General features: G+C 61.6%; 23 protein-coding genes. 5 read left to right on the top strand and 18 right to left on the bottom strand.

The window, feature by feature from the left end; translation table 11 throughout:
• Positions 1 to 18: 18 nt before the first annotated feature.
• The 10 genes from AOA61_RS00900 to nac all read right to left on the bottom strand — a co-directional run bounded on the left by AOA61_RS00900 (position 19) and on the right by nac (position 8,025).
• Positions 19 to 762, bottom strand: coding sequence for an amino acid ABC transporter permease (locus AOA61_RS00900; RefSeq protein WP_032887299.1), 744 nt, complete (start codon positions 760 to 762; stop codon positions 19 to 21).
• A 6-nt stretch (positions 763 to 768) separates the two neighbouring features.
• On the bottom strand, positions 769 to 1,470 hold the full coding sequence (locus AOA61_RS00895) for an amino acid ABC transporter permease (RefSeq protein WP_095185631.1): 702 nt from the start codon (positions 1,468 to 1,470) through the stop codon (positions 769 to 771).
• Positions 1,471 to 1,579: 109 nt separating this feature from the next.
• Entirely contained in the window at positions 1,580 to 2,332 is a 753-nt protein-coding gene (locus AOA61_RS00890; protein ID WP_032887269.1) for an SDR family oxidoreductase, read from the bottom strand.
• A 93-nt stretch (positions 2,333 to 2,425) separates the two neighbouring features.
• Positions 2,426 to 3,199, bottom strand: a complete 774-nt coding sequence (locus AOA61_RS00885) for a LamB/YcsF family protein (RefSeq protein ID WP_099600913.1) — start codon at positions 3,197 to 3,199, stop codon at positions 2,426 to 2,428.
• On the bottom strand, positions 3,196 to 3,591 hold the full coding sequence (locus tag AOA61_RS00880; RefSeq protein ID WP_099600912.1) for a biotin/lipoyl-containing protein: 396 nt from the start codon (positions 3,589 to 3,591) through the stop codon (positions 3,196 to 3,198). Before AOA61_RS00880 ends, AOA61_RS00885 begins: the two co-directional genes overlap by 4 nt.
• Positions 3,588 to 4,562: a biotin-dependent carboxyltransferase family protein gene (locus AOA61_RS00875; RefSeq protein WP_032887266.1), complete on the bottom strand. Its 975-nt coding sequence runs from the start codon at positions 4,560 to 4,562 to the stop codon at positions 3,588 to 3,590. The genes AOA61_RS00880 and AOA61_RS00875 overlap by 4 nt, the downstream gene beginning before the upstream one ends.
• Positions 4,559 to 5,215, bottom strand: a complete 657-nt coding sequence (gene pxpB / locus AOA61_RS00870; RefSeq protein WP_032887265.1) for a 5-oxoprolinase subunit PxpB — start codon at positions 5,213 to 5,215, stop codon at positions 4,559 to 4,561. The genes AOA61_RS00875 and pxpB overlap by 4 nt, the downstream gene beginning before the upstream one ends.
• Entirely contained in the window at positions 5,212 to 6,564 is a 1,353-nt protein-coding gene (accC, locus tag AOA61_RS00865) for an acetyl-CoA carboxylase biotin carboxylase subunit (RefSeq protein WP_099600911.1), read from the bottom strand. The genes pxpB and accC overlap by 4 nt, the downstream gene beginning before the upstream one ends.
• Positions 6,565 to 6,597: 33 nt before the next feature.
• Positions 6,598 to 7,005, bottom strand: coding sequence for an acetyl-CoA carboxylase biotin carboxyl carrier protein subunit (locus AOA61_RS00860; protein ID WP_032887263.1), 408 nt, complete (start codon positions 7,003 to 7,005; stop codon positions 6,598 to 6,600).
• 114 nt (positions 7,006 to 7,119) lie between these two features.
• Positions 7,120 to 8,025 (bottom strand): nitrogen assimilation transcriptional regulator NAC, encoded by a 906-nt coding sequence (nac, locus tag AOA61_RS00855; protein ID WP_099600943.1) that lies wholly within the window; start codon positions 8,023 to 8,025, stop codon positions 7,120 to 7,122.
• 376 nt (positions 8,026 to 8,401) lie between these two features.
• Between nac and AOA61_RS00850 the strand changes: the two genes are divergently transcribed.
• The 3 genes from AOA61_RS00850 to AOA61_RS00840 all read left to right on the top strand — a co-directional run bounded on the left by AOA61_RS00850 (position 8,402) and on the right by AOA61_RS00840 (position 12,555).
• Entirely contained in the window at positions 8,402 to 9,610 is a 1,209-nt protein-coding gene (locus AOA61_RS00850) for an aspartate transaminase (RefSeq protein WP_099600910.1), read from the top strand.
• A gap of 9 nt (positions 9,611 to 9,619) precedes the next feature.
• Complete coding sequence (locus tag AOA61_RS00845) at positions 9,620 to 11,161, top strand: MFS transporter (protein WP_099600909.1); 1,542 nt, start codon at positions 9,620 to 9,622, stop codon at positions 11,159 to 11,161.
• Between the two features lie 62 nt (positions 11,162 to 11,223).
• Entirely contained in the window at positions 11,224 to 12,555 is a 1,332-nt protein-coding gene (locus tag AOA61_RS00840; RefSeq protein ID WP_032887260.1) for an OprD family porin, read from the top strand.
• A 205-nt stretch (positions 12,556 to 12,760) separates the two neighbouring features.
• Here the strand turns inward: AOA61_RS00840 and AOA61_RS00835 are convergent, their stop codons facing one another.
• Positions 12,761 to 13,249, bottom strand: coding sequence for a type VI secretion system tube protein Hcp (locus AOA61_RS00835; RefSeq protein WP_032887259.1), 489 nt, complete (start codon positions 13,247 to 13,249; stop codon positions 12,761 to 12,763).
• A gap of 184 nt (positions 13,250 to 13,433) precedes the next feature.
• Here AOA61_RS00835 and AOA61_RS00830 point away from each other — a divergent pair, with 184 nt between their 5' ends.
• Both AOA61_RS00830 and AOA61_RS00825 read left to right on the top strand, forming a co-directional pair.
• Positions 13,434 to 14,348: an NAD synthetase gene (locus tag AOA61_RS00830; protein ID WP_099600908.1), complete on the top strand. Its 915-nt coding sequence runs from the start codon at positions 13,434 to 13,436 to the stop codon at positions 14,346 to 14,348.
• Positions 14,345 to 14,851: a hypothetical protein gene (locus tag AOA61_RS00825; RefSeq protein WP_099600907.1), complete on the top strand. Its 507-nt coding sequence runs from the start codon at positions 14,345 to 14,347 to the stop codon at positions 14,849 to 14,851. The genes AOA61_RS00830 and AOA61_RS00825 overlap by 4 nt, the downstream gene beginning before the upstream one ends.
• Before the next feature lie 3 nt (positions 14,852 to 14,854).
• Here the strand turns inward: AOA61_RS00825 and AOA61_RS00820 are convergent, their stop codons facing one another.
• From AOA61_RS00820 to AOA61_RS00790, 7 genes are all read right to left on the bottom strand, one after another.
• Positions 14,855 to 16,189 (bottom strand): LLM class flavin-dependent oxidoreductase, encoded by a 1,335-nt coding sequence (locus AOA61_RS00820; RefSeq protein ID WP_099600906.1) that lies wholly within the window; start codon positions 16,187 to 16,189, stop codon positions 14,855 to 14,857.
• A gap of 159 nt (positions 16,190 to 16,348) precedes the next feature.
• The gene (locus tag AOA61_RS00815) at positions 16,349 to 16,771 is read right to left on the bottom strand and encodes a RidA family protein (RefSeq protein WP_032887256.1); all 423 of its coding nucleotides are present in this window, start codon (positions 16,769 to 16,771) and stop codon (positions 16,349 to 16,351) included.
• An 11-nt stretch (positions 16,772 to 16,782) separates the two neighbouring features.
• A complete protein-coding gene (locus tag AOA61_RS00810) occupies positions 16,783 to 18,366 on the bottom strand; it encodes an FAD-dependent oxidoreductase (protein WP_099600905.1) in 1,584 nt (527 codons plus the stop codon).
• Positions 18,367 to 18,378: 12 nt separating this feature from the next.
• Positions 18,379 to 19,302, bottom strand: a complete 924-nt coding sequence (locus AOA61_RS00805) for an ABC transporter substrate-binding protein (RefSeq protein WP_099600904.1) — start codon at positions 19,300 to 19,302, stop codon at positions 18,379 to 18,381.
• A gap of 18 nt (positions 19,303 to 19,320) precedes the next feature.
• Entirely contained in the window at positions 19,321 to 20,094 is a 774-nt protein-coding gene (locus tag AOA61_RS00800) for an amino acid ABC transporter ATP-binding protein (RefSeq protein ID WP_099600903.1), read from the bottom strand.
• A complete protein-coding gene (locus tag AOA61_RS00795) occupies positions 20,087 to 21,052 on the bottom strand; it encodes an amino acid ABC transporter permease (RefSeq protein WP_032887249.1) in 966 nt (321 codons plus the stop codon). The genes AOA61_RS00800 and AOA61_RS00795 overlap by 8 nt, the downstream gene beginning before the upstream one ends.
• Before the next feature lie 16 nt (positions 21,053 to 21,068).
• Positions 21,069 to 23,462: a TonB-dependent siderophore receptor gene (locus AOA61_RS00790; RefSeq protein WP_099600902.1), complete on the bottom strand. Its 2,394-nt coding sequence runs from the start codon at positions 23,460 to 23,462 to the stop codon at positions 21,069 to 21,071.
• Between the last annotated feature and the right edge of the window lie 520 nt (positions 23,463 to 23,982).

Below are 23,982 nucleotides of genomic sequence, written 5' to 3'. Positions count from 1 at the left end.
GCATGAGCGCAGCCCTCTTCAATTATCGGTGGCCAGCAACGGTTGGCCAGGCAGGGTTTGCCCTCCGTCGCCCAGGCGCTTGCGCGCAATGCGCTGTTCCACATAACCGGCCAGGCGGGTCAGGCCGAAACACAGCAGGTAGTAGATGATCGCCAGGATGAAAAACACCTGGAACGGCTTGGTCAGCAGTTGGTTGTTGACTTGGTTGGCGGCAAACGTCACCTCCTGCACGTTGATCACGTAGCCCAGTGAGGTCTCCTTGATGATCGAGATGAACTGGCTGATCAGGCTCGGCAACGCGTTGTACAGTGCCTGGGGCAGGATCACCCAGAGCGTGGTGCGCACGTAGCCCAGGCCAAGGGCGCGGGACGCTTCGTATTGCCCACTCGGCAAGGCCTGGATGCCGCCGCGAATGATTTCGCACAGGTAGGCGCTCTGGTAGATCACCAGGGTGCAGAGCATGGTCATGAAGCCGGTGATGTTATGGCCGATCAGCAACGGCACCAGGAAGTACGTCCAAAAGATCACCATCAGCAAGGGAATACCGCGCAGCACGTAGACCCACACCGTGGCGACCCAGTACAAACCTTTCCACGGCGATACCCGCGCCAGCGCCAGCAGCAAGCCGAACGGGAACGCCAACAGCAATGCCAGCGCGGCCAGGATCAGGGTGCTCGCCAGGCCACCCAATGGGCCGTGGGGGTATTGACCGATGAGGAACAACGTCCAGTTGTTCTGCAGGATTTCAACGATATCGAACATCGCCATCTACCTCGCCAGGGCTTTGCTGAAGTGCCGAGCGAGCAACGCCCCGGCGCCCATCAGCAGCAGTGAAAACACCAGGTAGAACACCGTGGCCACCAGGTACGACTCAAAGGTGCGGAACGTATAGTTCTCCACTTCGCGGCTGGCGTAGGTCAGCTCCATCACGCCAATTGCCATGGCCAGGCTGGTGTTCTTGAACAACAACACGGTGTGGTTGATCAAGGACGGAAGGCAGTTGCGCACTCCCTGAGGCAGGATCACGTAGCGCATCGAGCGCACGTAGCCCAATCCCAGGGCTCTGGACGCTTCGGTCTGCCCGGCCGGAATGGCGCGCAGGCCGCTGCGCATGTCTTCACAGAAATACGCGGCCTGGCACAAGCCCAGGGCGATCACCGAAAACAGGTATTCGGTGTTGTGGTTGGCCAGCCACAGTTGCGCGGACTCGCTGAGCAACGTGGGCACGCCGAAGTACCACAGCATCAGTTGCACCAGGGTCGGCACGTTGCGGTGGTAGGACACGTACCCCGCCACCAGACGGTCGGCCAGCTTGTTGCCGGTCAGGCGCACCGTAACCAGCGTCAGCGCCAGCACCATCGCCAGCAGCCAGGCGAACAACGCCAGCTGCAAGGTCATTTCGATGCCCTTGACGATCAGCTCGGCATACTCGCCTTGCAGAATCGCGGCCAAATCGAAGTCTTGCTTCATGGTCAATCCCTATCGGCATTGGGCTAGGGCAGAAATCAAAGTCACCCGGCGTGGCCGTGGCGCGGTGCAGCAATGACGGATTGATCCGTTCTGTTTTAGAGGGCTGGTTTCAGCCCTGATAATCCTGAGGTCGCGCGGTAGAAAGCCCGCCCGGCACTTGCAGGGTGGGGGTGATTTCCATATGCCCGACGTTGACGGCAATCGGCGCTGCAATCGCGAAGGCAATGGCGTTGGCGATGTCTTCGGCCTGGGGCAATTCAAAACCTTCGACGAAGCGTTTGTAGGTCTCCTCGGAGTCGCCATGCACATGGGCAAAGATGTCCGTGGCCACTCGGCCTGGGCAGATCTCGGTAACCCGCACGCGCTTGCCGAAGGCATCAATGCGCAATTGACGCGAGAGCATGCTCACCGCGGCCTTGGTCGCGTGGTAGGTAGAGTTGCCGCCAAAGTTGTAGGCCGCTGCAATCGAGCTGATGTTGATGATGTGCCCGCAGTCGCGCTCGACCATCCCCGGCAACGCCAGGCGCGCCAGGTGCAACACCGCGCGAAGGTTGACGTCGATCAGCAGGTCGATACCGTCGGCATCGGCCTTGAGCAAGGAGCCGGGTTTATCGACACCGGCGTTGTTGACCAGGATGTCGAAGGTGTTTTCGGCGAACAACCGAGTCAGGCCGGCAATATCGGTCACGTCGATGGCGTGGGGAATGCAGCCGGTCTTTGCCGCCAGTGCCTGCAACTTGTCGGCACTGCGGGCCAGGGCATGCACCTGCACGCCTTCCTGGCACAGACGCTCCACAACGGCGGCACCGATGCCCGATGAGGCGCCGGTGACCAGTGCGGTTTTGTAGTCGGAAAATGGCATGGGGTGATCCTTGTGTCGCGGGTTATGGTTCGACTCTATCCAGCCTTCAGGCGCTGGACCAAGACGCGATGATTGTGTGGCGATAAGGCCTGCTTATGACGCCGCCAGCAGCTGGGAAATCGGGGTAATCCGCCCGCCCAATTGCTCGATTTCCTGACGAATGGTGCGCGCCAGGTCGACCGCACCGGGGGTGTCGCCGTGCAGCAGGATCGAGTGGGCCGGCACCCGCAGCACCTTGCCGCTCAGGGCGGTCACGGTGCCCTCCTCCAGCAACTGCCGCACCCGTTGCAAGACTGCCGCAGGCTCCTTGATCACCGAGCCCTCGACCTTGCGTGGCACCAGCAGGCAGTCATCGTCATAGGCGCGGTCGGCGAGGAACGTCGTGGCAACGCGCAGACCACATTTTTCGGCCGCGCCTTCGATGGCGCGGCTGCTGGAAGAACTGATGATCAGCGTGGGGTCGAACGCCGCCACCGCCCGCACCAACGGCTCGGCCAGCGCCACATCGGCGGCGGCCATATTGCCCAGGGCGCCGTGGAAGCTCATATGGGTCATGCGATGGCCATTCACGGCCGCCATCCCGGCCAGCGCACCGAGCTGGTAGATCACATAGGTGGCCAGTTCCTTGATCTCGATGTTCATTTGGCGACGACCGAAGCCCATCAAATCCGGGAAGCCCACATGCGCGCCCAGGTCGATGCCACCGGCTTTCGCCAGGCGTACGGTGGTGTCCATGATCAACGGGTCGCCGGCGTGATAACCGCAGGCGACGTTGGCCGAGGAAATCAGGCTCATCAGTGCTTCGTCCTCGCCCATGCGCCACGGGCCGAAGCCTTCGCCGAGGTCGGCATTCAAATCGATCTTCATACCGGGTACTCCAGGCCCAGAAAGGCTTCGCCGTAGCCGACGGTGGTGCCGCACTGCACGCGTATATCCACGACCTTGGCGGCTTTCGGGCTGCGCTGAGGCAGCAACAGCTCACCCACTTGCAGCACGGCCACCAGTTGACCGGCGCTAAGCTGATCGCCCACAGCCACGAACGGCTGGTTTTGTTGCGGATGAGTCAGCAGCAGACGACCCAGGCCGGTGGTGCGCAGCACCTTGTCATCCACTGTCGCAGCCGCGGCTGGCGTGACCACACTGACGGCAGGCGCACCGCGCTTGAGGGTCAGGTGCACGCCAGGACTGCTCATCTCTGCGCCAGCCAAGTGGTGTTCCTTGAGCCACAGCGCCAGTTGGCGAATTTCTTCAAGCGTCATGCTTTCACTCCTTGACGGTGCAGCTCCACCAGACGGCTGACTTCACGCAGGTAACGTCGATTGGTTTCCAAGGCGTCAACGGCCTCTTCATAACTGCACTCGATAAAGCGCACTTTGCTGCCGATCGGCGCCTGCCCCAAACGCCATAGGTCAGCCTCGATCACGCTGCCGAACTTGGGGTAGCCGCCGCTGGGCTGCGCGTCGCGCATCTGGATGATCGGCTGACCGCCATGGGGCACCTGGATCACGCCGGGCACGATGCCGTGGGAGCGAATTTCCATCGGTGCGATGGGCATCAGCGGTTCACCTTCCATGCGGTAGCCATAGCGATTGCTCTGGGTGGTGATCTTCCACTCGCCAGCCCAGAACGCGGCGCGGGAGGTTTCCTGGAAGCGCTCGTATTCAGCGGCGGGCAGCACGCGCATCGCGGGCACGCCGTCTACCTGTAACGGCAGCGAGAGACTGGGCGCCAAAACGCCGAAGTCCAGCGCCAAGGTGCTGAGGCCTGGTCGCAAGGCAGCGAGTCGATCCCCCTGCTGCAACGCTCGGCCGTCCAAACCACCGAACTCGCCACGCAATTGCGTGCTGCGTGACCCCAGCACCGACGGCACGTCCACGCCCCCCGCCAAACACAGATAAGCGCGGCTGCCAGACGTCGGATACCCCAGGCTCAACACTTGACCCTCTCGCCCCTGGCAAACCCAGTTCGGCGGCAACGGCTGGCCGTCCAGCGTGGCGTCGCAGGCGGCGCCGGTCAGGGCAAAGGCGCAGTCCTGCAGCAGGCGAACTTCAAACGTAAACAGCGGGATTTCAATCGCAGCGGCGTCTTCGGGATTGCCCAGCAGCAAGTTGCCCAAGGCCAGGGCCAGATGGTCCATGGCGCCCGAGGTACCTACGCCGTAACCCAGGCTGCCGAAACGACCGAGGTCCTGCACGGTGGCCAGGGCGGTGGCCGATAGAATCTCGATCATCGAATGATCCTCTCGATGCGCAAGCGCAGGAAATCACCCGGCCGCAAGATGGCAGGCGGGGTTTGGGCGGGGTCGAAAAATGCCATCTCGGTGCGGCCGATGGTGTTCCAGCCGCTGGGGCCGGCCGAGGCGGAGACGCCCGTCTGCACGCCGCCGATGGACACCGAGCCCGCACCGATATTCAGCACCGGCACCTGGCGACGGGGCGTGGCCAGGCGTGGGTCCATGCCACCGAGGTAGCAGTAACCGGGGTGGCTGCCCAGGGCGTACACCGGGTACAGCGGCTCGCAATGCAGGTTGGCAATGGTCTCGATATCCAGCCCGGTGTGGGCGATCACGTCTGCCATGTGCGGGCCGAATTCGCCGCCGTACACCACCGGCAACTCGACAATTCGCCCTTCCAGGGGCAGCGGTTGGCTCTGTTCCCAGGCATCCAGCAGGCGCTGGCACACGCCGTTGAGTTCACGGGGCGGCGTGAGGAACGTCAGCATCAGGTTGTTCATGCCCGGCACGGCTTCGTGGATTTCCGGCCATTCGCCCGCTTGCAGGGCCAGGCGCCAGATACGCTGCTGCGGGGCCAGGTCGAGCTCGCCCGGCGCCTCGAACAGCAACGCGCTGGAGCCCAGCAGGCTGATGGAAGGTGCGGTGTTCATGTCGGGCTCCTTTGCTGCAACCAGCGCTCCAGGTGATGAATGTCGACACCGCCGGCGCAGAATGCCGGATCGTCGAGAATGTCTCGGTGCAGCGGGATATTGGTGCTGATGCCGTCCACGATCATTTCACTCAGGGCCAGACGCATCCGCGCTAACGCCTCTTCCCGCGTGGCGCCGTGGGTGATTACCTTGGCCACCATCGAGTCGTAGTACGGCGGGACGCGGTAGCCGGTGGTGACATGGGAATCAACCCGCACGCCAAATCCGCCGGGCACTTCCCAACGCTGAATCAAGCCGGGTGTGGGCATAAAGGTGATCGGGTCTTCGGCGTTGATGCGGCACTCCAGAGAGTGGCCGTTCAACTGCACATCCTCCTGGCGCAAGCCCAACACTTCGCCGCGGGCCATGCGCAGTTGCTGCTGCACGATGTCGATGCCGGTGGTCATTTCAGTGACCGGGTGTTCGACTTGCAGACGCGTGTTCATCTCGATGAAAAAGAACTCGCCGTCTTCGTACAAGAACTCAAACGTGCCCACACCGCGATAGCCAATCTGGCGGCAGGCCTCGGCGCAGCGTTCGCCGACCTTGGCGATCAATGCGGGATCGATGCCCGGTGCCGGCGCTTCTTCCAACACTTTCTGGTGGCGGCGTTGCAGGGAACAGTCGCGGCAGCCGAGCCAGATCGCATGGCCGTGGGCATCACACAGCACCTGGATTTCCACATGCCGCGGGTGGCCGAGGAATTTCTCGATATACAGCTCCGGGTTGCCGAACGCCAACCGCGCCTCTTCACGGGTGAGCGCGATGGCAGCGAGCAACTCGGCTTCGGCCTGCACCACGCGCATGCCGCGACCACCGCCACCACCGGCGGCTTTGACGATCACTGGATAACCGATCTCGGCAGCGATGGCGAGAATGCTGGCGTCGTCGGTAGGCATTGTCGAATCAGGCCCCGGCACGCACGGCACACCGGCTTCACGCATGGCACGCTTGGCGGCCACCTTGTCGCCCATGGTGCGGATGCAGGCTGCGCTCGGGCCGATAAAGGTCAGGCCGGCGGTTTCGATGCGCTCGGCAAACCCGGCGTTTTCCGAAAGGAACCCGTAGCCAGGGTGGATCGCCTGGGCGCCAGTGACCTTGGCGGCGAACAGCAACGCGGTCTGGTTGAGGTAGCTCAGGCCTGGCGCGGCCGGACCGATGCACAGCGATTCGTCAGCGTTTTGCACGTAGTGGGCGTGACGATCCGCTTCGGAAAACACCGCCACGGTCTTGATGCCCAGGCCATGGCAGGCACGCTGAATGCGCAGGGCGATTTCGCCACGGTTGGCGATCAGCACTTTGTCGAACATTGGATTCACCTGAATAACGAATACGCGTAAGGGTCAACCGAGCCGGAACAGCGACTGGCCGGCGTCGACTTCAACCCCGGCCTCGACCAGGATCTCAACCACCTGGCCCGCCACCTTGGCCTTTACCGGGTGGAACATCTTCATCGCCTCGATCACCGCCACGGTCTGGCCGGCCTCGATGCTTTGCCCCACGGTCACAAAGGGCGGCTCACCGACGGCGGGCGTCAGGTGCAGCACGCCATAAAGGCTGGCTTTGACTTCAACGGCGCTGGCAGCTGGTGCAGCTTTGGGGGCTGCGACCACGGTGGGTGCAACGCTGGTAGTCCCCTGCCCCGCCTGCTTGAACAGCCGCAGCGTGCTGTCGCCTTCGGTGAGGCTCAGTTCCAGCAGATCGGATTCGGCCAGCAAATCCATCAACCCCTTGATACGTGCTGAATCCATGTATGGCCCCTGCCTGTCGAGCGTGTCTTGAGTGGATGAGCCCAATCTACCGAGCCCCTCGAAACGCGGCCAAGACGCTTTGGCTTTGGGGTGATAAGCCGACCTTATGACGCCTCACACGGCGCTGCCACGCATCTGCGCCACCAGCTCCAGCAGAATCGCCTTGACCGCCTGGGCCGGCACGGACAACGGCAAATGCCCGGACAGGCACAACGCCAACGGCGCCTCCACCTCGGGCTCGACGATGCGGCACATATGCACCGAAGGGGCCGCGGCCATGACCCGCGCCGACGACTCAGGCAGGATGGTCGAACCGAAGTGGTCGGCCACGGCGGCGGTGAGGGTGGTAGACGATTCAATCTCGGCCACTACCCGCACACCCAGGCCGATACGCAGGAAGGCTTCGTCCACCATCCGACGCATGACGTTGTAGGGGCGCGGCAACAGCATGTCCATGTCGGCCAACTCGGCCAGCGGGATGTCTTCGCGACTGGCAATGGCCGGGTCGGCACTCACCAGGTACAGCGGCTCGCGCAGCAGCGAGACAAAACTCAAACCATGCACCCCCCGCCCGCCGTAAAGCACGGCCATGTCCATGCGGCCGTTCATGATCAGTTCGCTCAACGTGGTGCCGAAGTTTTCATTGAGGTACAGCAGAATGCCGGGGTGACGTTCGCGCACGGTGCGCAGCAACGGCAGCGACAACGTCGACGCCGCCGTCCCCGGCGCCAGCCCCACCGACACCTGCCCGGACAAGGCATGGCCGGTGGCATTGATATCGCTCTGAGCCTGTTCGCACTGGCGCAGGATAATTTGCGCATGGCCATACAACACCTTGCCCGCCTCAGTCGGCGTCACGCCGCGCTTGGTGCGGATCAGCAATTGTTGTTGCAACTCGGCTTCCAGGGTTGCCAGTTGCTGACTCAACGCCGGTTGCGCCACATGCAACACATCAGCAGCCTGGGTCATGCTGCCGATGTCGACCAGTTTCACGAAATACTTCAAACGGCGCAGGTTCAAAATGGCGGTGCTCATGTAAGGGACAAGTGATGCCTTAAATGTGGGAGGGGGCTTGCTCCCGATAGCAGTGTCAGTGGATGCATCTGTGACTGGCACACTGCTTTCGGGAGCAAGCCCCCTCCCACATTTGGATTTGTGTACACCTGGCAGGTTTGCAAAAGACAGGCCACCCGCATAACCAGCCATAAGGCTTTGCTATGGTTGCTCCTGATCCCCCACCCAAAGCACCCGCTCGGAGCAGCCAGGACTGGACGCACCTGCTTGGTGCAAGCCCAGCCATAAGCACTGCCTATCAACCCAGAACAAACTCGTCTTATGGCCCCCTCGCCCGGCCCTCGTACTGTGACGCCATCAACGCCATCATCGAGGAACGCCCGTGACCGCCTCCCGCATCGCCGCCCGTGTGCAACGCATCAAACCATCGCCCAGCAGCGCCGCGTCCGACCGCGCCAACGAGCTGCGTCGCCAAGGCCAGTCCATCATCAACCTGGTAGTGGGTGAACCGGATTTCGATACACCCCCCCACATCCGCCAAGCCGCCAGCGCGGCCATCGAGCGCGGTGAAACCCGCTACACCCAAAACGCCGGCACCCCGGAACTGCGCCAGGCCATCGTCGATAAACTGGCCCGCGAGAACGGCCTGAGCTACACCGCCGCTCATGTACTGGTGACCAGCGGCGCCAAGAGCGCGATCTTCAACGCCTTCGCCGCCACCCTAGGCGCCGGTGATGAAGTGCTGATCCCTGCGCCCTACTGGGTGTCGTACCCGGACATGGTCCTGGCCTGCGAAGGCGAGCCGGTGACCCTGGCCTGCCCGGAACACAACGGGTTCAAGCTGACCCCAGCACAGTTGCGCGAAGCGATCACCGAGCGCACCCGCTGGCTGCTGCTCAACTCACCGAGCAACCCCACCGGCGCCAGCTACAGCCACGCCGAACTGCGCGCCCTGGCCGACGTGCTGCTGGACTATCCGCAGGTGCTGCTGATGACCGATGACATCTACGAGCACATCCGCTTCGACGGTCTGGACAACCCACACATCCTGGCCATTGAACCGGCCTTGAAGGACCGCACCCTGGTGGTCAACGGCGTGTCCAAGACTTACGCCATGACCGGCTGGCGCATCGGTTATGCCGCCGGCCCCGCCGACCTGATCGGCGCCATGGCGACCCTGCAATCCCAGTCCACCAGTAACGCCTGCTCAGTCAGTCAGGCGGCGGCATTGGAAGCGCTCAACGGCGACCAACACTTCGTCAAACACAGCGTCGAGGTGTACCAGCAACGACGCGACCGTTGCCTTGAACTGCTCAATGCAATCCCCGGCCTGAGCTGCCGCAAGCCGGACGGCGCGTTCTATCTGTATGTGAACTGCGGCGGTCTGCTAGGTAAAAAAACCGCCGAGGGTAAAACCCTTAACAGCGACAGCGAAGTGGTGATGTACCTGCTCGAAAGCCAGGGCGTGGCGGTAGTGGCGGGCACGGCCTATGGCCTGGCACCGTTCTTTCGCATGTCGATTGCTACCGACATCAGCACCCTCGACCAAGGCTGCGCGCGCATTGCCGCTGCCGTTGCCGCGTTGCGCTGAGGATCGACGATGACCGCGGCGGCCCACCCTCCCCTGAGTTTCAAGCAAGCCTTGCTGGCGATGATTGGCATCTCGTTGGTGCTGATGCTCTCGGCGCTGGACCAGACCGTGATCGGCAACGCGTTGCCGAGCATCGTGGCCGAGCTCAACGGCTTTGAACTCTATGCATGGGTTGCCACTGGTTATCTGTTGGCGTCCATCGTCACCATCCCGATTTTCGGGCGGCTGGGGGATTACTACGGGCGTAAGCCGTTCGTACTGGCCGCCACGTTGATCTTCACTCTGGCGTCCCTGGCCTGCGCACTGGCCAACGACATGCTGGTGCTGGTGATCGGCCGTGCGTTGCAGGGCATCGGCGGCGGCATGTTGATCGGCACCGCGTTCGCCTGTATCCCCGAACTGTTTCCCGACACCCGCCAGCGCCTGCGCTGGCAGATGCTGTTGAGTGCGCTGTTCAGCGTGGTCAATGCCATCGGCCCGGGGCTGGGGGGCTATCTCACCGGCGCCTTCGGCTGGCGCTCGGTGTTCTATATCAACCTACCGTTGGGCTGCCTGGCGCTGTTGATTGCCTGGCGTTTCCTGCCGTGGTATCGCCCGCAACAACACAGCAGCATTCGCCTGGATTGGCCCGGCGCACTGTTGATCGCCCTGGCGTTGGGCAGTCTGCAATTGTTTGTGGAATGGCTGGGGCATTCGAGCCTCGCACTCAGCGCGGCGTTAGGTCTGGGGTGTATCGCGGCGATCATTGCGTTGTGGCACTGGGAGCGGCGTTGCCCGCATGCGTTGTTGCCGGCCGCGCTGTTCACCCTGCCGAGCCTGCAACTGCTGTTCACGCTGTCGGTGGCCGCCGGGGCGATCATGTTTTCGCTGCTGTTTTACCTGCCGCTCTTACTGCAAGGCGCCTACGGGTATTCGCCTCAGGACGCCGGTGTGTTGATCACACCGCTGGCGTTGAGCATCACCCTCGGCGCCATCGTCAACAGCCGCATCGTGACCCGTTTGCGCAACCCAAACTGGTTGCCGCTGGCCGGTTTTGTCGCGTTGCTGCTGGCGTGCCTGGGGTTGGCAGTGGTCGGACGAAGCGCGTCGTTCAATGAGTTGCTTGGCTTGATTCTACTGGCCGGGTTGGGCCTGGGATTCATCCTGCTCAACCTCACGGTATTCACCCAGACCCTGGCCGAACGGCAGTTCCTCGGCATCGCCACGGCGCTCACTCAATCCCTGCGTCTGGTGGGCGGTTTGCTCGGCACTGCCGGCATGGGCGTGCTGGTCAACCTGCTCTACAGCACCCATCTGCAACGGGTGTTTCTTGCGGCGGGCCACGCCGAGGGCATTGCCCTGTATGCCGACCCACAAGTGCTGTTGCACGCCAATCTCGACGCCACGCCATGGCTGGAGCTGGCCCGCGATGCGCTGGCCCAGTCGGTGGGCGTGGGCCTGCTGCTGTGCGCGGGGATTGGCGTGCTCGCCCTGTTCATCCTGTACCGCTTACCGCCGGTGCGACTGCACGTCGTGCCGGCCACCGTTGCTCCCGCTCCTGAAAAAAAATAGAAAACTTTCACTGCCGCTTTTGACTGCCCTCAAAAAACCAATCACACATGGGGATGACACCAATGGAGCTTTTCAATCGCGCACCAACCGTACTCGCCGGCCTCTGTGGCCTGATCATCGCCCAGCAGGGCTACGCCGCAGGCCTGGTGGAAGATAGCAAGCTAAATGTGCTGGCCCGCAATTTCTTCAGCAACGCCGACAACCGCAGCGGCGCCGCCGACCCCAACTACACCCAGGAATGGGGCCAGGGTTTTATCGCCAACTTCGAGTCCGGTTACACCCAAGGCACCGTGGGCTTCGGCATGGACGCCATCGGCATGTTCGGTGTGCGTCTGGACTCCGGCAAGGGGCGCCACTACAACCCGCAAAGCACCGCGTTCAACGGCAACGTGTTCCCCACCGACAGCGATGGCCGCGCAGTGGATGAGTTCGGCAGCCTGGGGCTGACGGCCAAGGCGCGCTTTGCCAAGACCGAGCTGAAATACGGCACTCTGGTGCCGATGCTGCCGGTGGTAATGTCCACCGACCGCATGTTGCAACAGACCTTCAATGGCGGGCAGGTGCAGTCCAAGGACCTGGACCATTTCACCTTCACCCTCGGCCAGTTGGAACACGTGAAGGGCCGTGGTTCAAGCGACCAGATGGGCATGTCGATTCCCGGCGCCAACAACGCGCGTACCGGTGAGTTCGTCAACAAGTTCTACTACGGCGGCGTCGACTACAAACCGACCAAAGACCTGACCTTGCAGTACTACTACGGCAACCTGCAGGACTTCTACAAACAGAACTTCCTGGGCCTCAAGTACGACTGGCAGATCGGCCCAGGCACCCTGCGCACCGACCTGCGCCACTTCGACAACCGCTCCGACGGCGCCAACGGCAACGACCCAGCGTTCTACACCTTCGGCTACTACGGCGACGGCGTGACCAAGGGCAAGGTCGACAGCCGCCTGAGCAGCGCCCAATTCACCTACCTGGTCAACGGCCACACGATTGCCGCCGGCCTGCAACAGGTCAGCGGCGACAGCGATGCGGTGTGGTTGAACCAGGGTGACGGTTCCACGGCCTACTTCATGACCGAGTCGATGATCGGCAAATTCCAGCGCGCCGGGGAAACCACCTGGCAGGTGCGTTACGGCTATGACTTCGCCTCGGTCGGCGTGCCAGGCCTGAGCTTTATGGGCATGTACGAAAGCGGCTCGAACATCCGCACGCCCACAGGGGATAAAAGCGAGTGGGAGCGCAACTTGACGGTGAGCTACGTGATCCAGCAGGGGCCGCTGAAGAACCTGAGCATTGCCCTGCGCCACGCGTCGTTGCGCACTGAAGTGACGACCCAACGGGACAGTGATGAGCATCGGGTGATTGTCAGCTACCCGTTGAACATCCTCTAAGCACAAGCGGCGCCGCTGGGCTCGTGGTCAGCGGGTCATGCTGAGCGCCCTCGCCCACCTGCGGCATGCAGTCGAAGGTGGGCACATTGTGTTCGATGCGCAGCGGCATGGGGCTGAGGAACAGGCGGTTGAGCTGTTTGGTGCCCAACGCTGCCATCGTCGCATTGCCGTCGAGCGGGTAGACAACCGGGTTGGCGGCAAGGGATCAGACTTTGACGTTCTGCCGAATATTCCAGCCAAACTTCACCGGCCCACCGTCCTTGGCGCCATCCGCCTTCTGCGGCTGGTAGCTGACGTCGACGGTGGCGAAGTTCAAGGCGATGCTGTCGTACAAAACATCATCGGCCGTGTCAGCGCGGGTGCTGTACGACACCACCATGACTTCCTTCAAGGTAATCACCAGATACTCCACCGGGCTGGTTCCGCCGGCCTTGCGCACCACCAATTTGGCTTCGGGGTAATGCTTGCCGGTGGCGCACGCCATCATCAGGTTGGGGCTGGATTTATCCAGGGGTTTGGTCAGGTTCAGGTTGGTGAAGTCGGCCTTGCCCGAACCGCCTCCCGTACCGGAATGCATCGAGCCCGTTTGCGATAATCCCCACCCCCAGTTGGTGATATCGATCTCGTCACGATGGGCCAAGTCTTGCGATTCACCCTTGATGTCACCCAGTTTCAAAAACATATCGACTGCCATGTTGGCTCCTTGTCCTGTGGTCCGCCGGAAGTGACGTGGCGCGCACTTTTCCTCAATCAGGAGCGGGCATACAAGACGTCAACATCGCTTCAGGACGTACCCGACTGTAAATGGCGAAGCTTCCGACATTCATCCCAGTTGCGGCGTCTTTACTCTCTCAGCTCCCAAAAAAAGGAGTTAAGGAATGACGGCCGCTCTGTTCAAGGATGGATTCCCCTCAGCCCACCACACCACACGCCAACGCATTGAAAGCAGCCTCGACCTGCGGCGGTTGTTCTTCGCCATAGACGCCGACCCGGCGTTGATCGGTGCGGGGGTGGTGTATATCGATGGGGATTTCAACGTGGTGGTACTGCGGGAGTTCCAGGCGATTTGCAGCGTGCGGCCGATCAAAGTGGTGCTGCGGGAAGCGCCGAGGTATGTGGGGCCGGTGGAGTTCAAGCGGATGTTGGAGCATGAGCCTCGGGAGTCGAGGTTGGCGGTGGAAGCTATAAATACGGCAATTGCGTGCACCGGAGTAGTGTTGAGTTGGATGGTCATTGCGAGTGGGGCTGCGCTGATGCCTTTTACAGCTGGGGCTAGCTCGATAATTTCGTTTATCGGTAAAGCTGCTGCCGTTGCAAGTACAGTTCAATGCATCGGTGGCGCTTTACGTACAGCATCAGAGTTAGCCTTTCCGGAAGTTAATGACTACTTGGATAACGAGACGTGGTATGAGGCCGCAACAGCAGTGTTGGACGGTATTGCTTTGATGGGTGTTGCCAGCTCGGCATTCGTCACCGTGAAAGTCGTCACAACGACCACAAAAGTAACCGGAAAAACAGCTAGGCAAGTGCTTAGAGGCCTGACACGGCAAGAACGGACAAAATTGAACAATGAGCTGCTTAAAATCCGAGATCCAAGACTGACGACCAAGTTGCTCAAGCTGGAAACAGCCTCTGGCAATGTGGCCAAACGTATCAGCGCTATTCAAATACAGCGTGCAACTGCCGCGCACAAAATGGATATAGCTGCGGCCTTGCTCGGCTTTACCAGCAGTACAGTCTCTGGAAACGTAAGAACTCTGGCGTTGGGCATCTACGAGGAAGTTAACCAGTGAGCCAACAACGGAAGATAAAAGACCAATATTACTCATCACTCTTTATTGAGGATCCTTGGCAACTCCTCAAACGGTTCATGCCCGTGATTGGAGGTGATGCATTGGCAGGGTGTTTCTCGATAGCGTTGACAACGATCTTGGCGATGCTTACGTATTTGCCTACTTACCCCGTAGATTTTGTCGCCAAGACATGCTTTTTCAGCGCCGCGGGCTTGGGCGCAGTTTTCGCCCTGGCCAAATACGAAGTGCTCTACGGCCGAATCCATTGGGTATGGATAAACGTCGCGATCTACCTCCTCTGCCTGCTGATATCCCTACCCGCCATCCTGTGGCGCCCCAACACGTATCTCTACGCACTGGCCCTACTCGGCCCACTTGTCGGCCTGCTGATCCTAAACAGCAACCGCTGCCGCGAACTGCGGCAAAAGTCGGTAGAGCTACGCCACAAACGCGAAGCCATCATCGCGACCCTGAAACAACAGGGCCGCTGGAAATGGTGGTAACCCTCAGGCCGCCTCGCTCCGCGCAGCCGTGTGCCGATTCACCGGCACCGGCAGCCCAAGATGCCCACGCAAGGTGCTGTGGCTGTACTCACTGCGAAATAACCCACGCTCACGCAACAACGGCAGCACCTGGTCGGTAAACCGCGCGAAGTCATCCGGTGCGCCCACTTGGATGTTGAAACCATCTACCGCGCCTTCGACAAACCAGCGTTCGATCTCGTCGGCCACGGTCTTGGGCGAGCCAACAAAGCTGGAGAACGGCTTGGCAAAACGCAACGCCGCCTGGCGCAGGGTCAAGCCTTGATCACGGGCGACTTGCTTGATGTTTTCGGCATGGCCGCGATAGCCGTTGCTGCCCAAGTCGCCCAGCTCCGGGAAGGGTTCATCCAATGGGTATTGGCTGAAGTCGTGGTAGTTGAACGGCCGCCCCAGTTGCACCAGCGCTTTGTCCAGGTCCAGCTCGCCATTGCGCTCGCGGTCGATGGCTTGGGCCTGTTCGTCGGTGTCGGCAATGATCGGCGAAATGCCCGGCAGGATGGTCACGTGATCAGGGTTACGTCCGGCGGCAGCAGTCCGTTTTTTGATGTCGCTGTAGTACGCCTGGGCGTCTTCGAAATTGCCCACGCCGGCAAAAATGCCTTCGGCGTAATTCGCCGCCAGGCTGCGGCCGGACTCGGAAATACCCGCCTGGAAAATCACCGGCTGGCCCTGGGCTGAACGCGCGATGTTCAACGGGCCGGTCACTGAGAAAAACTCGCCGTGGTGGTCGAGGCGATGCTGGCGTTGCGGGTCGAGGAATACGCCGCTGGCCTTGTCGCGCACGAAGGCGTCGTCTTCATAGGAATCCCACAGCCCCTGCACCACGCTCAGGTGCTCGGCCGCGCGGCGGTAGCGCTCGGTGTGATCAATATGCTGCTCACGGCCAAAGTTGCCGGCCGCGCCTTCCAGGCCGGTGGTAACCACGTTCCAACCGGCGCGGCCGCTGCTGATCAGGTCCAGCGAGGCAAACTGGCGGGCGACGTTGAAGGGCTCGGTGTAGGACGTGGTCAGCGTGGCCACCAGGCCGATCTTCGACGTCGCACCGGCGATGGCCGAAAGCAGGGTCAGTGGCTCCAGACGGTTGAGGAAATGCGGCGCGGAATCCGGGGTGATGTAGGGGCTGTCGACGATGAAGACAAGATCGAATTTGGCCGCTTCTGCCTGTTGCGCCTGGGCACGGTACCAGTCGATATCGACACTGGCATCGCCGGGGATTTGCGGGTGCAGCCATTCGTTTTGCGCAGTACCGACACCGGTGAGGATGGCACCGAATTTGAGTTGCCGGGGTGAGGTGGACATAGGGATTTCTCCATAACGAACATGAGGACTGACTGGCAAAAAAAAGATCACACTGTGGGAGGGGGCTTGCCCCCGATGGCTGCGGGTCAGTCAAAGAGGCATCAACTGACACGCCCTCATCAAGGGCCAAGCCCCCTTCCACACGTTTAACCGCGTGAATCAGGCTGTGCGGGCAGCGATGGCTTCGACTTCAACCAACGCTCCGGGCAATGGCAGCGCGACGACTTGCAACGCCGTCCGTGCCGGTTTGTTCGGCTGCTCCGGCGTACCGAAGAACTGCGTATACCCACGCTGCAACCCGGCAAAATCCAGCTTGCCGTCGGTCTCTTCAGCCCCCACCAAAAACACCCGCAATTGCACGATATCGCCCAGATCCAGGTCCTGCTGCTGAAGAACCTTGCGCAGTTTGTTGAATACCGAAACCGTCTGTACTTCGGTGTTTCCATAGACGCCCGGCACCTGAGGATCGGCAGCGTCCGGCAAGGTCCCGCTGACAAAGATCAGGCTGGCGGACGCCGGCACGGTGACGGTCTGCGAGATCGGAAAATCGCCGACGCTGGTACGTTGAATGCTGTCGCTCATGGTGTGTCTCCTTAAGAGGCGGCGAGTGCCGCGACCTGTCGTTGTTGGGTTACCCGTTCGGCCAGTTGCGCGATCACATGCCGCGCCGAGTTGGCCGCCGATTCCTGCCAGATGCCCACGCCGCTTTGCACCAGGCCATCGCCGGCGAAGTACACACGGCCATGGCCGGCTTCGAGCAGGCTGCTTGCGTCAGCCGGGAAGTGTTCGCGTTGCAACCACGGGCCCTCGCTGTAGGGGATCTGTTCCCAGGTCACGGCCAGCGGGTTACGCAGGTGTTTGGAGAAACCGGGGTGCAGCAGCTCAACCGCTTCTCTGGACGTGGCGTATTGCTCGGTGAAGGGTTTTGCGCCAAACGCATCGGCGCCCTCGCCGGTTACATAGCCGGCTACGAGCAGGCCTTCGCGGGTATTGAGGTCGTTGCTCGGGTACCACAACAGGCGCGCGGGGTGTTCGATCCACGACAGCCCGCCATAGGTGCGGTAGTCGGTTTCCCAGAAGCGCGGGGATTGCCACGCCACTTTGGTCGCCTGGTCGCTGCGGGTGCTGAGCAGCGCGGCTTTGATCGGGTCACTGAAGTCGGTATCGAGTTTGGCCAGCAACGGCAGCGGCAACGTCGAGATCAGGTAATCGGCACGCACCACCTGTTCGCGGCCACTGTGCTGGTCGTGATAGGTCACCGCCACGCCGTCCTCCAATTGGCGGATCTGACGCACCACGGCCCTCAACTGCACGTGATCACTCACCCGTTGATAGAACGCGTCGGTGATGCGGTCCATGCCGCCGACTGGTTGGAACATGGTCGCCGAAAACTCCGGAAACTCGGTGTGCAGCAATGCGCCCCACAGTTCCGGGTGCAGCAGTTGATCCAGCGACAACGGGCTGCGACTGGCCGGCAACGCGCCCGGATGGGCAGGAGACTCAAGGTGCCCCGAGCGAATCGTGCCCTCAAAGGCCAACTCTTGGGACAGGTCGCCGTACACCTGCAAAAACGCCAGCAACCGCGTGCGTTCCTCAGTACTCAACACATCATCAAGGGCATCACGCTGCAAGGCTTTGGCCAGCAGACCGGACAAGTGCCCGCGCGCATCATTGATCGCCTGGCCAACGCTGAACGCCGGCTTTTGCACATCGGGCCTTACCTGGGCGCCATGGCTGCTGTTGACCAGCACTTCCAACGGCACGCCAAGCTCACTGCAATAGTCGAGGATCGTGCGGTGCTGGCTGGGAATCCGGGCCGGGCCGGCGTTGAAGTAATGCCCTTGATCGAATGCCGCCGTTTGCGTGCGGCCATCCTTGTAGTCCACGCGGTCGCCATGGCGCAGGGTCCAGGTACGCCCCCCGACCCGCTCACGCGCCTCCAGCACTTGCACGTCAAACCCGGCGCGGGTCAGCTCCAAGGCGGTGACCAGACCGGCGATCCCGGCGCCCAACACCAGCACGCGGGTGCCTTGCCCCAAGCCTTCCTTGAGTTTCAACGGTTGCGGACGGCGGTGCGACGAAGGCCCCAAACCTAATGCCGCCAGTGCATCCTTGACGGCTTTTTCGCCGCCTACCGCCGCTATGCTCGACAACGCTTCACGTCGTGTCAGTCCCATGTCGATTGCTCCTTAATCCGGCAGGCCCGGTGGGTTGATCAGCGACTTGTCCACGCGCTCCACATCCAGGCCCCAACGTTGCAGCACCTGTTCGTATTGGCCGCCGGCAATCGCGCCTTCCAGGGCGGTGTGGATAGGCTTGACCAGGCCGTTGTCCTTGCGCGTGGTCACAGCGATGTCGGCCTGCAACGGCCAGCCACCGTTCACCGTGCCGACGCGCTTGATGCCCCCGGTGATCGCCGCCGAATAGGCGTACACCGAGTTAGGCCCGAACAGCGCATCGCTGCGCCCGGACTGCACCGCCAATTGCGCGGCGGCCTGGTCGTCGAAGTACTGCAACAGCGCGGGTTTGAGGCCAGCCTTTTCATTGGCTTCGTTCCAAGCCAGCAGGACTTTTTCCTGGTTGGTACCGGAGCCGACGATGATCTTCAGCCCAGCAATATCCGCAGCCTGTTTGATCTCAGAGATCTTGCTGGTGGTCTTGACGTAGAAGCCGAGCACGTCCTGGCGATAGGTGGCGAAGTCGAAACGCTTCTTGCGCGCCTCAGTCACGGTGACGTTGCTGATCACCGCGTCGTACTTGCCCGAGCTGACGCCCAGGGGCCAATCCTCCCAACTGGTCTGCACCACGTTGAGTTGCAGGCCAAGGCTGTCGGCCACCAGTTGCGCGGTGTCGGCTTCGCTGCCGATGGTGGTTTTGTCGTCACTGGCCAGCAGCGCCAGGGGTGGTCCGGCCACGCCGGACACGGCCACGGTGAAATTGCCCGGCTGGGCGAACTTGAAACCCGGTGGGATCTGCGCGATGGCCGCCTCGTTGCGCGGCACATGAACGCGCACGCGGTCGGGGCTGAGGTCGACCTGTTGCACAGCAAATGCGCTTTGTGCGGTGCTGACGGCAAGCGCCAATAGGCCGATACGAGCGGTAGAGATAAACATGGGCAGTCACTCCGTTAACTAAAGCACTTTGCCGAGAAAGGCCACGGTGCGGGGATGTCGGGGTTGGCGGAAAATATGTTCAGGCGGGCCTTCTTCGATCAGTTGGCCGTCGCAGAGAAACACCACGTGGTCGGCCACTTCACGGGCAAAGCCGATCTCATGGGTGACGATGACCAAGGTCACGCCCAGTTGGGTCAGGCCCTTGATCACGTCGAGGACTTCCCCCACCAACTCGGGGTCGAGGGCCGATGTGGGCTCGTCGAACAGCAGCACCTTCGGGTCCAGCGCCAGGGCACGAGCGATGGCGACACGCTGTTGCTGACCGCCGGAAAGCTGGCGCGGATAAGCATCGACCTTGTCCGCCAGGCCGACCTTGGCCAACAGCTCTGCGGACTTGGACTGCGCCTCAGCCTTACTCCAGCGCTTGTGGGCCAAAGGCGCTTCGGCGACGTTTTCCCAAGCGGTGAGGTGCGGGAACAGGTTGAAGTTCTGGAACACGAAGCCCACGTCGATGCGGCGCTTGAGAATCTCGCGCTCCTTGAGTTCATACAGCAGCTCACCTTTGCGCCGATAACCGACGTATTCACCGTCGATGGTGATGTGCCCGCTGTCGATTTTCTCCAGGTGGTTGATGGTGCGCAGCAAGGTGGACTTGCCCGAGCCGGACGGCCCAAGAATCACCGTGACCTTGCCGGGGTCGATGGTCAGGTCGATGTCCTTGAGCACCTGCTGGCTGCCAAAGCGCTTGCCCACGCCCTGGATCTGGATACGTCCTGCGCGCGCTTCACTCATGGGATTTCTCCTTGAGCCAACCGCGTATGCGCTGCAACGGCGTGGGCGGCAGCACCCTTGCCGTTCCCCGTGCGAAATGACGCTCGACGTAATACTGGGCACTGGTCAGCACGGTGGTGATGATCAGGTACCACACGGTGGCGACGATCAGCAGCGGGATCACCGCCTGGGTGCGGTTGTAGATGACCTGCACGGTGTAGAACAGCTCCGGCAGGGCCAGCACGTAGACGATGGACGTGCCCTTGACCAGGCCGATGATCTCGTTGAAGCCCGACGGCAGGATCGAGCGCAATGCCTGGGGCAGGATGATCCGGAAGATGCGGCGTGATGCAGGCAAACCGAGCGCCGCTGCCGCTTCATGCTGACCGGCGTCGACACCGATCAGGCCGCCGCGAATGATCTCCGCCGCGTAGGCCGCCTGCATCAGGCTCAAACCGAGAACCGCCGTGGTGAACTGGCTGAGCACGTCCACCGTCGACCACTCGGCAAACACCACGCTGGTGAACGGCACACCGAGCACAATGTGGTCATACAGGTAGGCAAAGTTGTACAGGATGATCAGCACCAGCAACGCCGGCATCGAACGGAAAAACCAGATATAGCCCCAGGCCAGGGCCGCCAAAAGCGGCGAGCCGGACAGTCGCGCCAGGGCCAGCGCCGTGCCGAGGATCACGCTGAACACCGTGCTCAACAGCGTCAGCAACAACGTTTGCCCGAGCCCGCGCAGCACCGACGGCGAGAAGAACCACTGGCCGAACACACCCCACTCCCACCGCGGGTTGGTGGCGAGGGAATGGGCGATCGCGAGCAGCACCAGAGCGGCGAAGATCGACCCGGCCCAACGCCACGGGTGCCGGGCAGGCACCACTTGCAGGGCTTTGATCGGTGGGGAGACACGGACCTGGCGAACCTCGCGGGGCTGGTCAATCAGGTCATAGGGTTTGGCGACAATAGGCATGGTTTATTCCTCGGCCTTAGAAGGCATAGGTCAAGCGGGTGTAGTAGTACCCGCCGGTGAATCCGTAGGGCGAATAGGTGCCGTAGCTGCTGACCATGGTGCTGCTGGGCACGCCTTGTTTCTTGGGGTAGACGTCGAACAGGTTTTTGGCGCCGATGGCCACGTTGAGGTCTTTGGTGAGGTTGTAGCCAAGGTCGAGATCGGTGATCCATTTGGCCGCGTAGACCCGGTCGAGGCTGCGGTCGGCGGACACATTGACCTCCTTGTAGGAGCCGTAGCGGGTCAGGGCCAGGTTGAGGTTGAAGCGATCGATGCTCCAGTCACCGCCCAGGATCAGCTTGGTGCTGGGCTGTACGCCGGTGATCAGGTTGCGTGCCTGGCGGTCCATCAGGTCGTAGGACGTGCCGAGGATCGTGGTGGATTCCTTGTAGTTGAGGATTTTGGTCTGGTTCCAGTTGAACGCTGCGGTCCACTTCAGCGCGCCGTACTGGCCCAGGTCCTGGCTGTAGTTGCCGACCAGGTCGAGGCCTTTGGTGCGGGTGTCGGCACCGTTGATAAAGTACTGGCCGCCGGAGGTGGAAGTGATGCCGTTGCCTTGCAGCACCTGGGTGATTTCCGGGCCCAGCAAGGTGCCGGTCAAGGTGATGCGGTCGCGCAGGTTGATCACGTAGGCGTCGGCGGTGAAGCTCAGGCGGTCGGTGGGCGTGAGGGTGAAGCCGAGACTGAAGTTGGTCGAGCGCTCGGGTTTCAAATCCTGGGCGCCCAGGGCTTGGGCAGCCGCCGAACCGGTGGGCAGCACCCCGTAGTTGATCGACTGATACACCCCGTCCACCACGCCATAGGTGGTGGAACGCGCACTGAACAGGCTGTTGGCCAGGGACGGCGCGCGGAAGCCATTGCTCACCGTGGCGCGCACGGCGAACTGTGGAGTGAAATCGTAGCGAGTGGTCAACTTACCGCTGCGGGTGGCGCCCACGCCCTGGTTGTAATGCTCGTAGCGAAACGCGGTGCCCACGTACCAGTCCGGCACCGGGTTGAAGCCCACATCGACATAACTGGCCAGGCTGTTGCGCGAGGCGTTGCTTTCTTCATCCGGCGAAATGCCGTTGGTGACCTGCGCCCCGCTTGATGCGCAATTGCCTGGGGCTACGCAGTAACCGCCGTTGGCATAAGACTCGTAATCACCGGCCTGCACCTCATAGGTATCGCGCCGATGCTCGAAGCCGTAACTCAGGTCGAGCGGCTTTTGCAGGCCGATATCGAAGCCGCGCTTGAAGTCGAGGTTGGTGGTCAGCTCGGTGCTGATCCAAGTGCCGGAGGTGAAGCTGTTCGGCGTGGCCTCGCCCAAAGACGGGTTCTGGTTATGGGTGGTGCCCTGCTCCGCTTCGTTGCGCCCGTAGGTGGTGGACAAATCCCAGTCCCACTCGCCGACGGTGCCCTTGCCGCCAAACGCAGCCTGGAAGTCGTCCTCATCGATGTACCAGGTCGGCGTGTAGCCGCCGGGGTAACCGTTAGGCCCGGTGGTGATGGTGTTGGTGATGGTCGGCAGGCGGAAGTTCTGCCCCTGCTCGGCCTTGCGCCGTGAATAGGTGGTGAAGGAATACAGGCTGAAATCGTCGTCGATAGGCAACTCGGCGTTGTAGCCCAGGGTCAGCAGGTTGGTCTTCGGCGTGCCGTAGCCGCCATAAGTGGAACGGCCGGCTTGCTCATAGGCCTGTGCGTAGGTGTAGCCGTTGGCGCTGGCCTTGTTGTCATCGTTTTGGCTGCGGGCATCCAGTGCCAGTTGCACGATGCCGCCGTTGCCGATCTCAAAGCCTTTGTTGAGGCTTTGTTGCACGGTCTGTTTTTTGCCGTCATAGCCGAGGCCGGCGTTAGTCACCGATGTGCCGCTGGTGTCGGCCTTGAGGATCACGTTGATGACCCCGGCGATGGCATCGGAGCCGTACTGGGCAGCGGCGCCGTCACGCAACACTTCCACATGGTCGATGGCGCTGATGGGGATCAGGTCCAGGTCTGCCGGGGCAGCGCCGGTGTTGATGCCGTTGATGTTCAGCGTGGCGGCGGTGTGGCGGCGCTTGCCATTGACCAGCACCAGCACTTCGGCGGCGCTCATACCCCGCAGGTTCGGCGCTCGGGCAATGCCGCTGGCGTCCCAACCGGTTTTTTCCGGCAGGGTCAGCGATGGGATCACCGCACTCAACGCCTCCATCAAACCCGGCTTGCCGGTGCTTTGCAGTTGCTTGGCGCTGACCACATCGATCGGCACCGGACTGCTGGTGACCGTGCGCTGCTCGGCACCACGGTTACCGGTGACCACCACGGTGGACAAGGTGCTGTCGTCCTGGGCATGGGCGGTGTTGGCCAGAATTGCCAGGGCCAGGATGGCGGTGGGTTTTGACGTTTGCTTCATAGGCGTGCCTGTATTTCCAAATCGCGAAGTCGGGCAGTCACGCGGCGATGCGCGGTGCTCGGTTTTTTGGGGCTATTGCGGCGCTTTGGGGTTAGGGCGACTGCGGGGATTGAATTGGCAACATACGTTGAACTCACTTCCAACGATTCTGCTGCGGGGGATGATCACCCGGTTATGGCGCGCAGAATCTTGATTACGCTGGGTACCATCCGAGGTCAGGGGTAGGCTGTTGCGATCAAACATAACGGAATGGGTTTTGAAAATATAATGCTGTTTTGATATAAGCTAATATTCTCTAATTTCATTATTTATTAATTACTTTATTCATAATAATGATGTTTTTTTGGGTGCGGCGGTTAGGTGGATTGGGGGATACCCGTTGTTGGGGTAACAGCGGGTTATTGGCTCCGCCCTTACGGCGGGTCACTTTGGAAAAGAGCCGGAATGCCGGCCCATCCCAAAGTAACCAAGGACTCTTGCCCCAACACTCGGCACCTCGCCTAGGCTCGGTGTCCGGCCA

Origin of the sequence: Pseudomonas sp. 2995-1 (genome assembly GCF_002742505.1) — a bacterium.
In the GTDB taxonomy this organism is placed as follows: domain Bacteria; phylum Pseudomonadota; class Gammaproteobacteria; order Pseudomonadales; family Pseudomonadaceae; genus Aquipseudomonas; species Aquipseudomonas sivasensis.
This window is presented reverse-complemented; position numbering and strand designations above follow the sequence as displayed.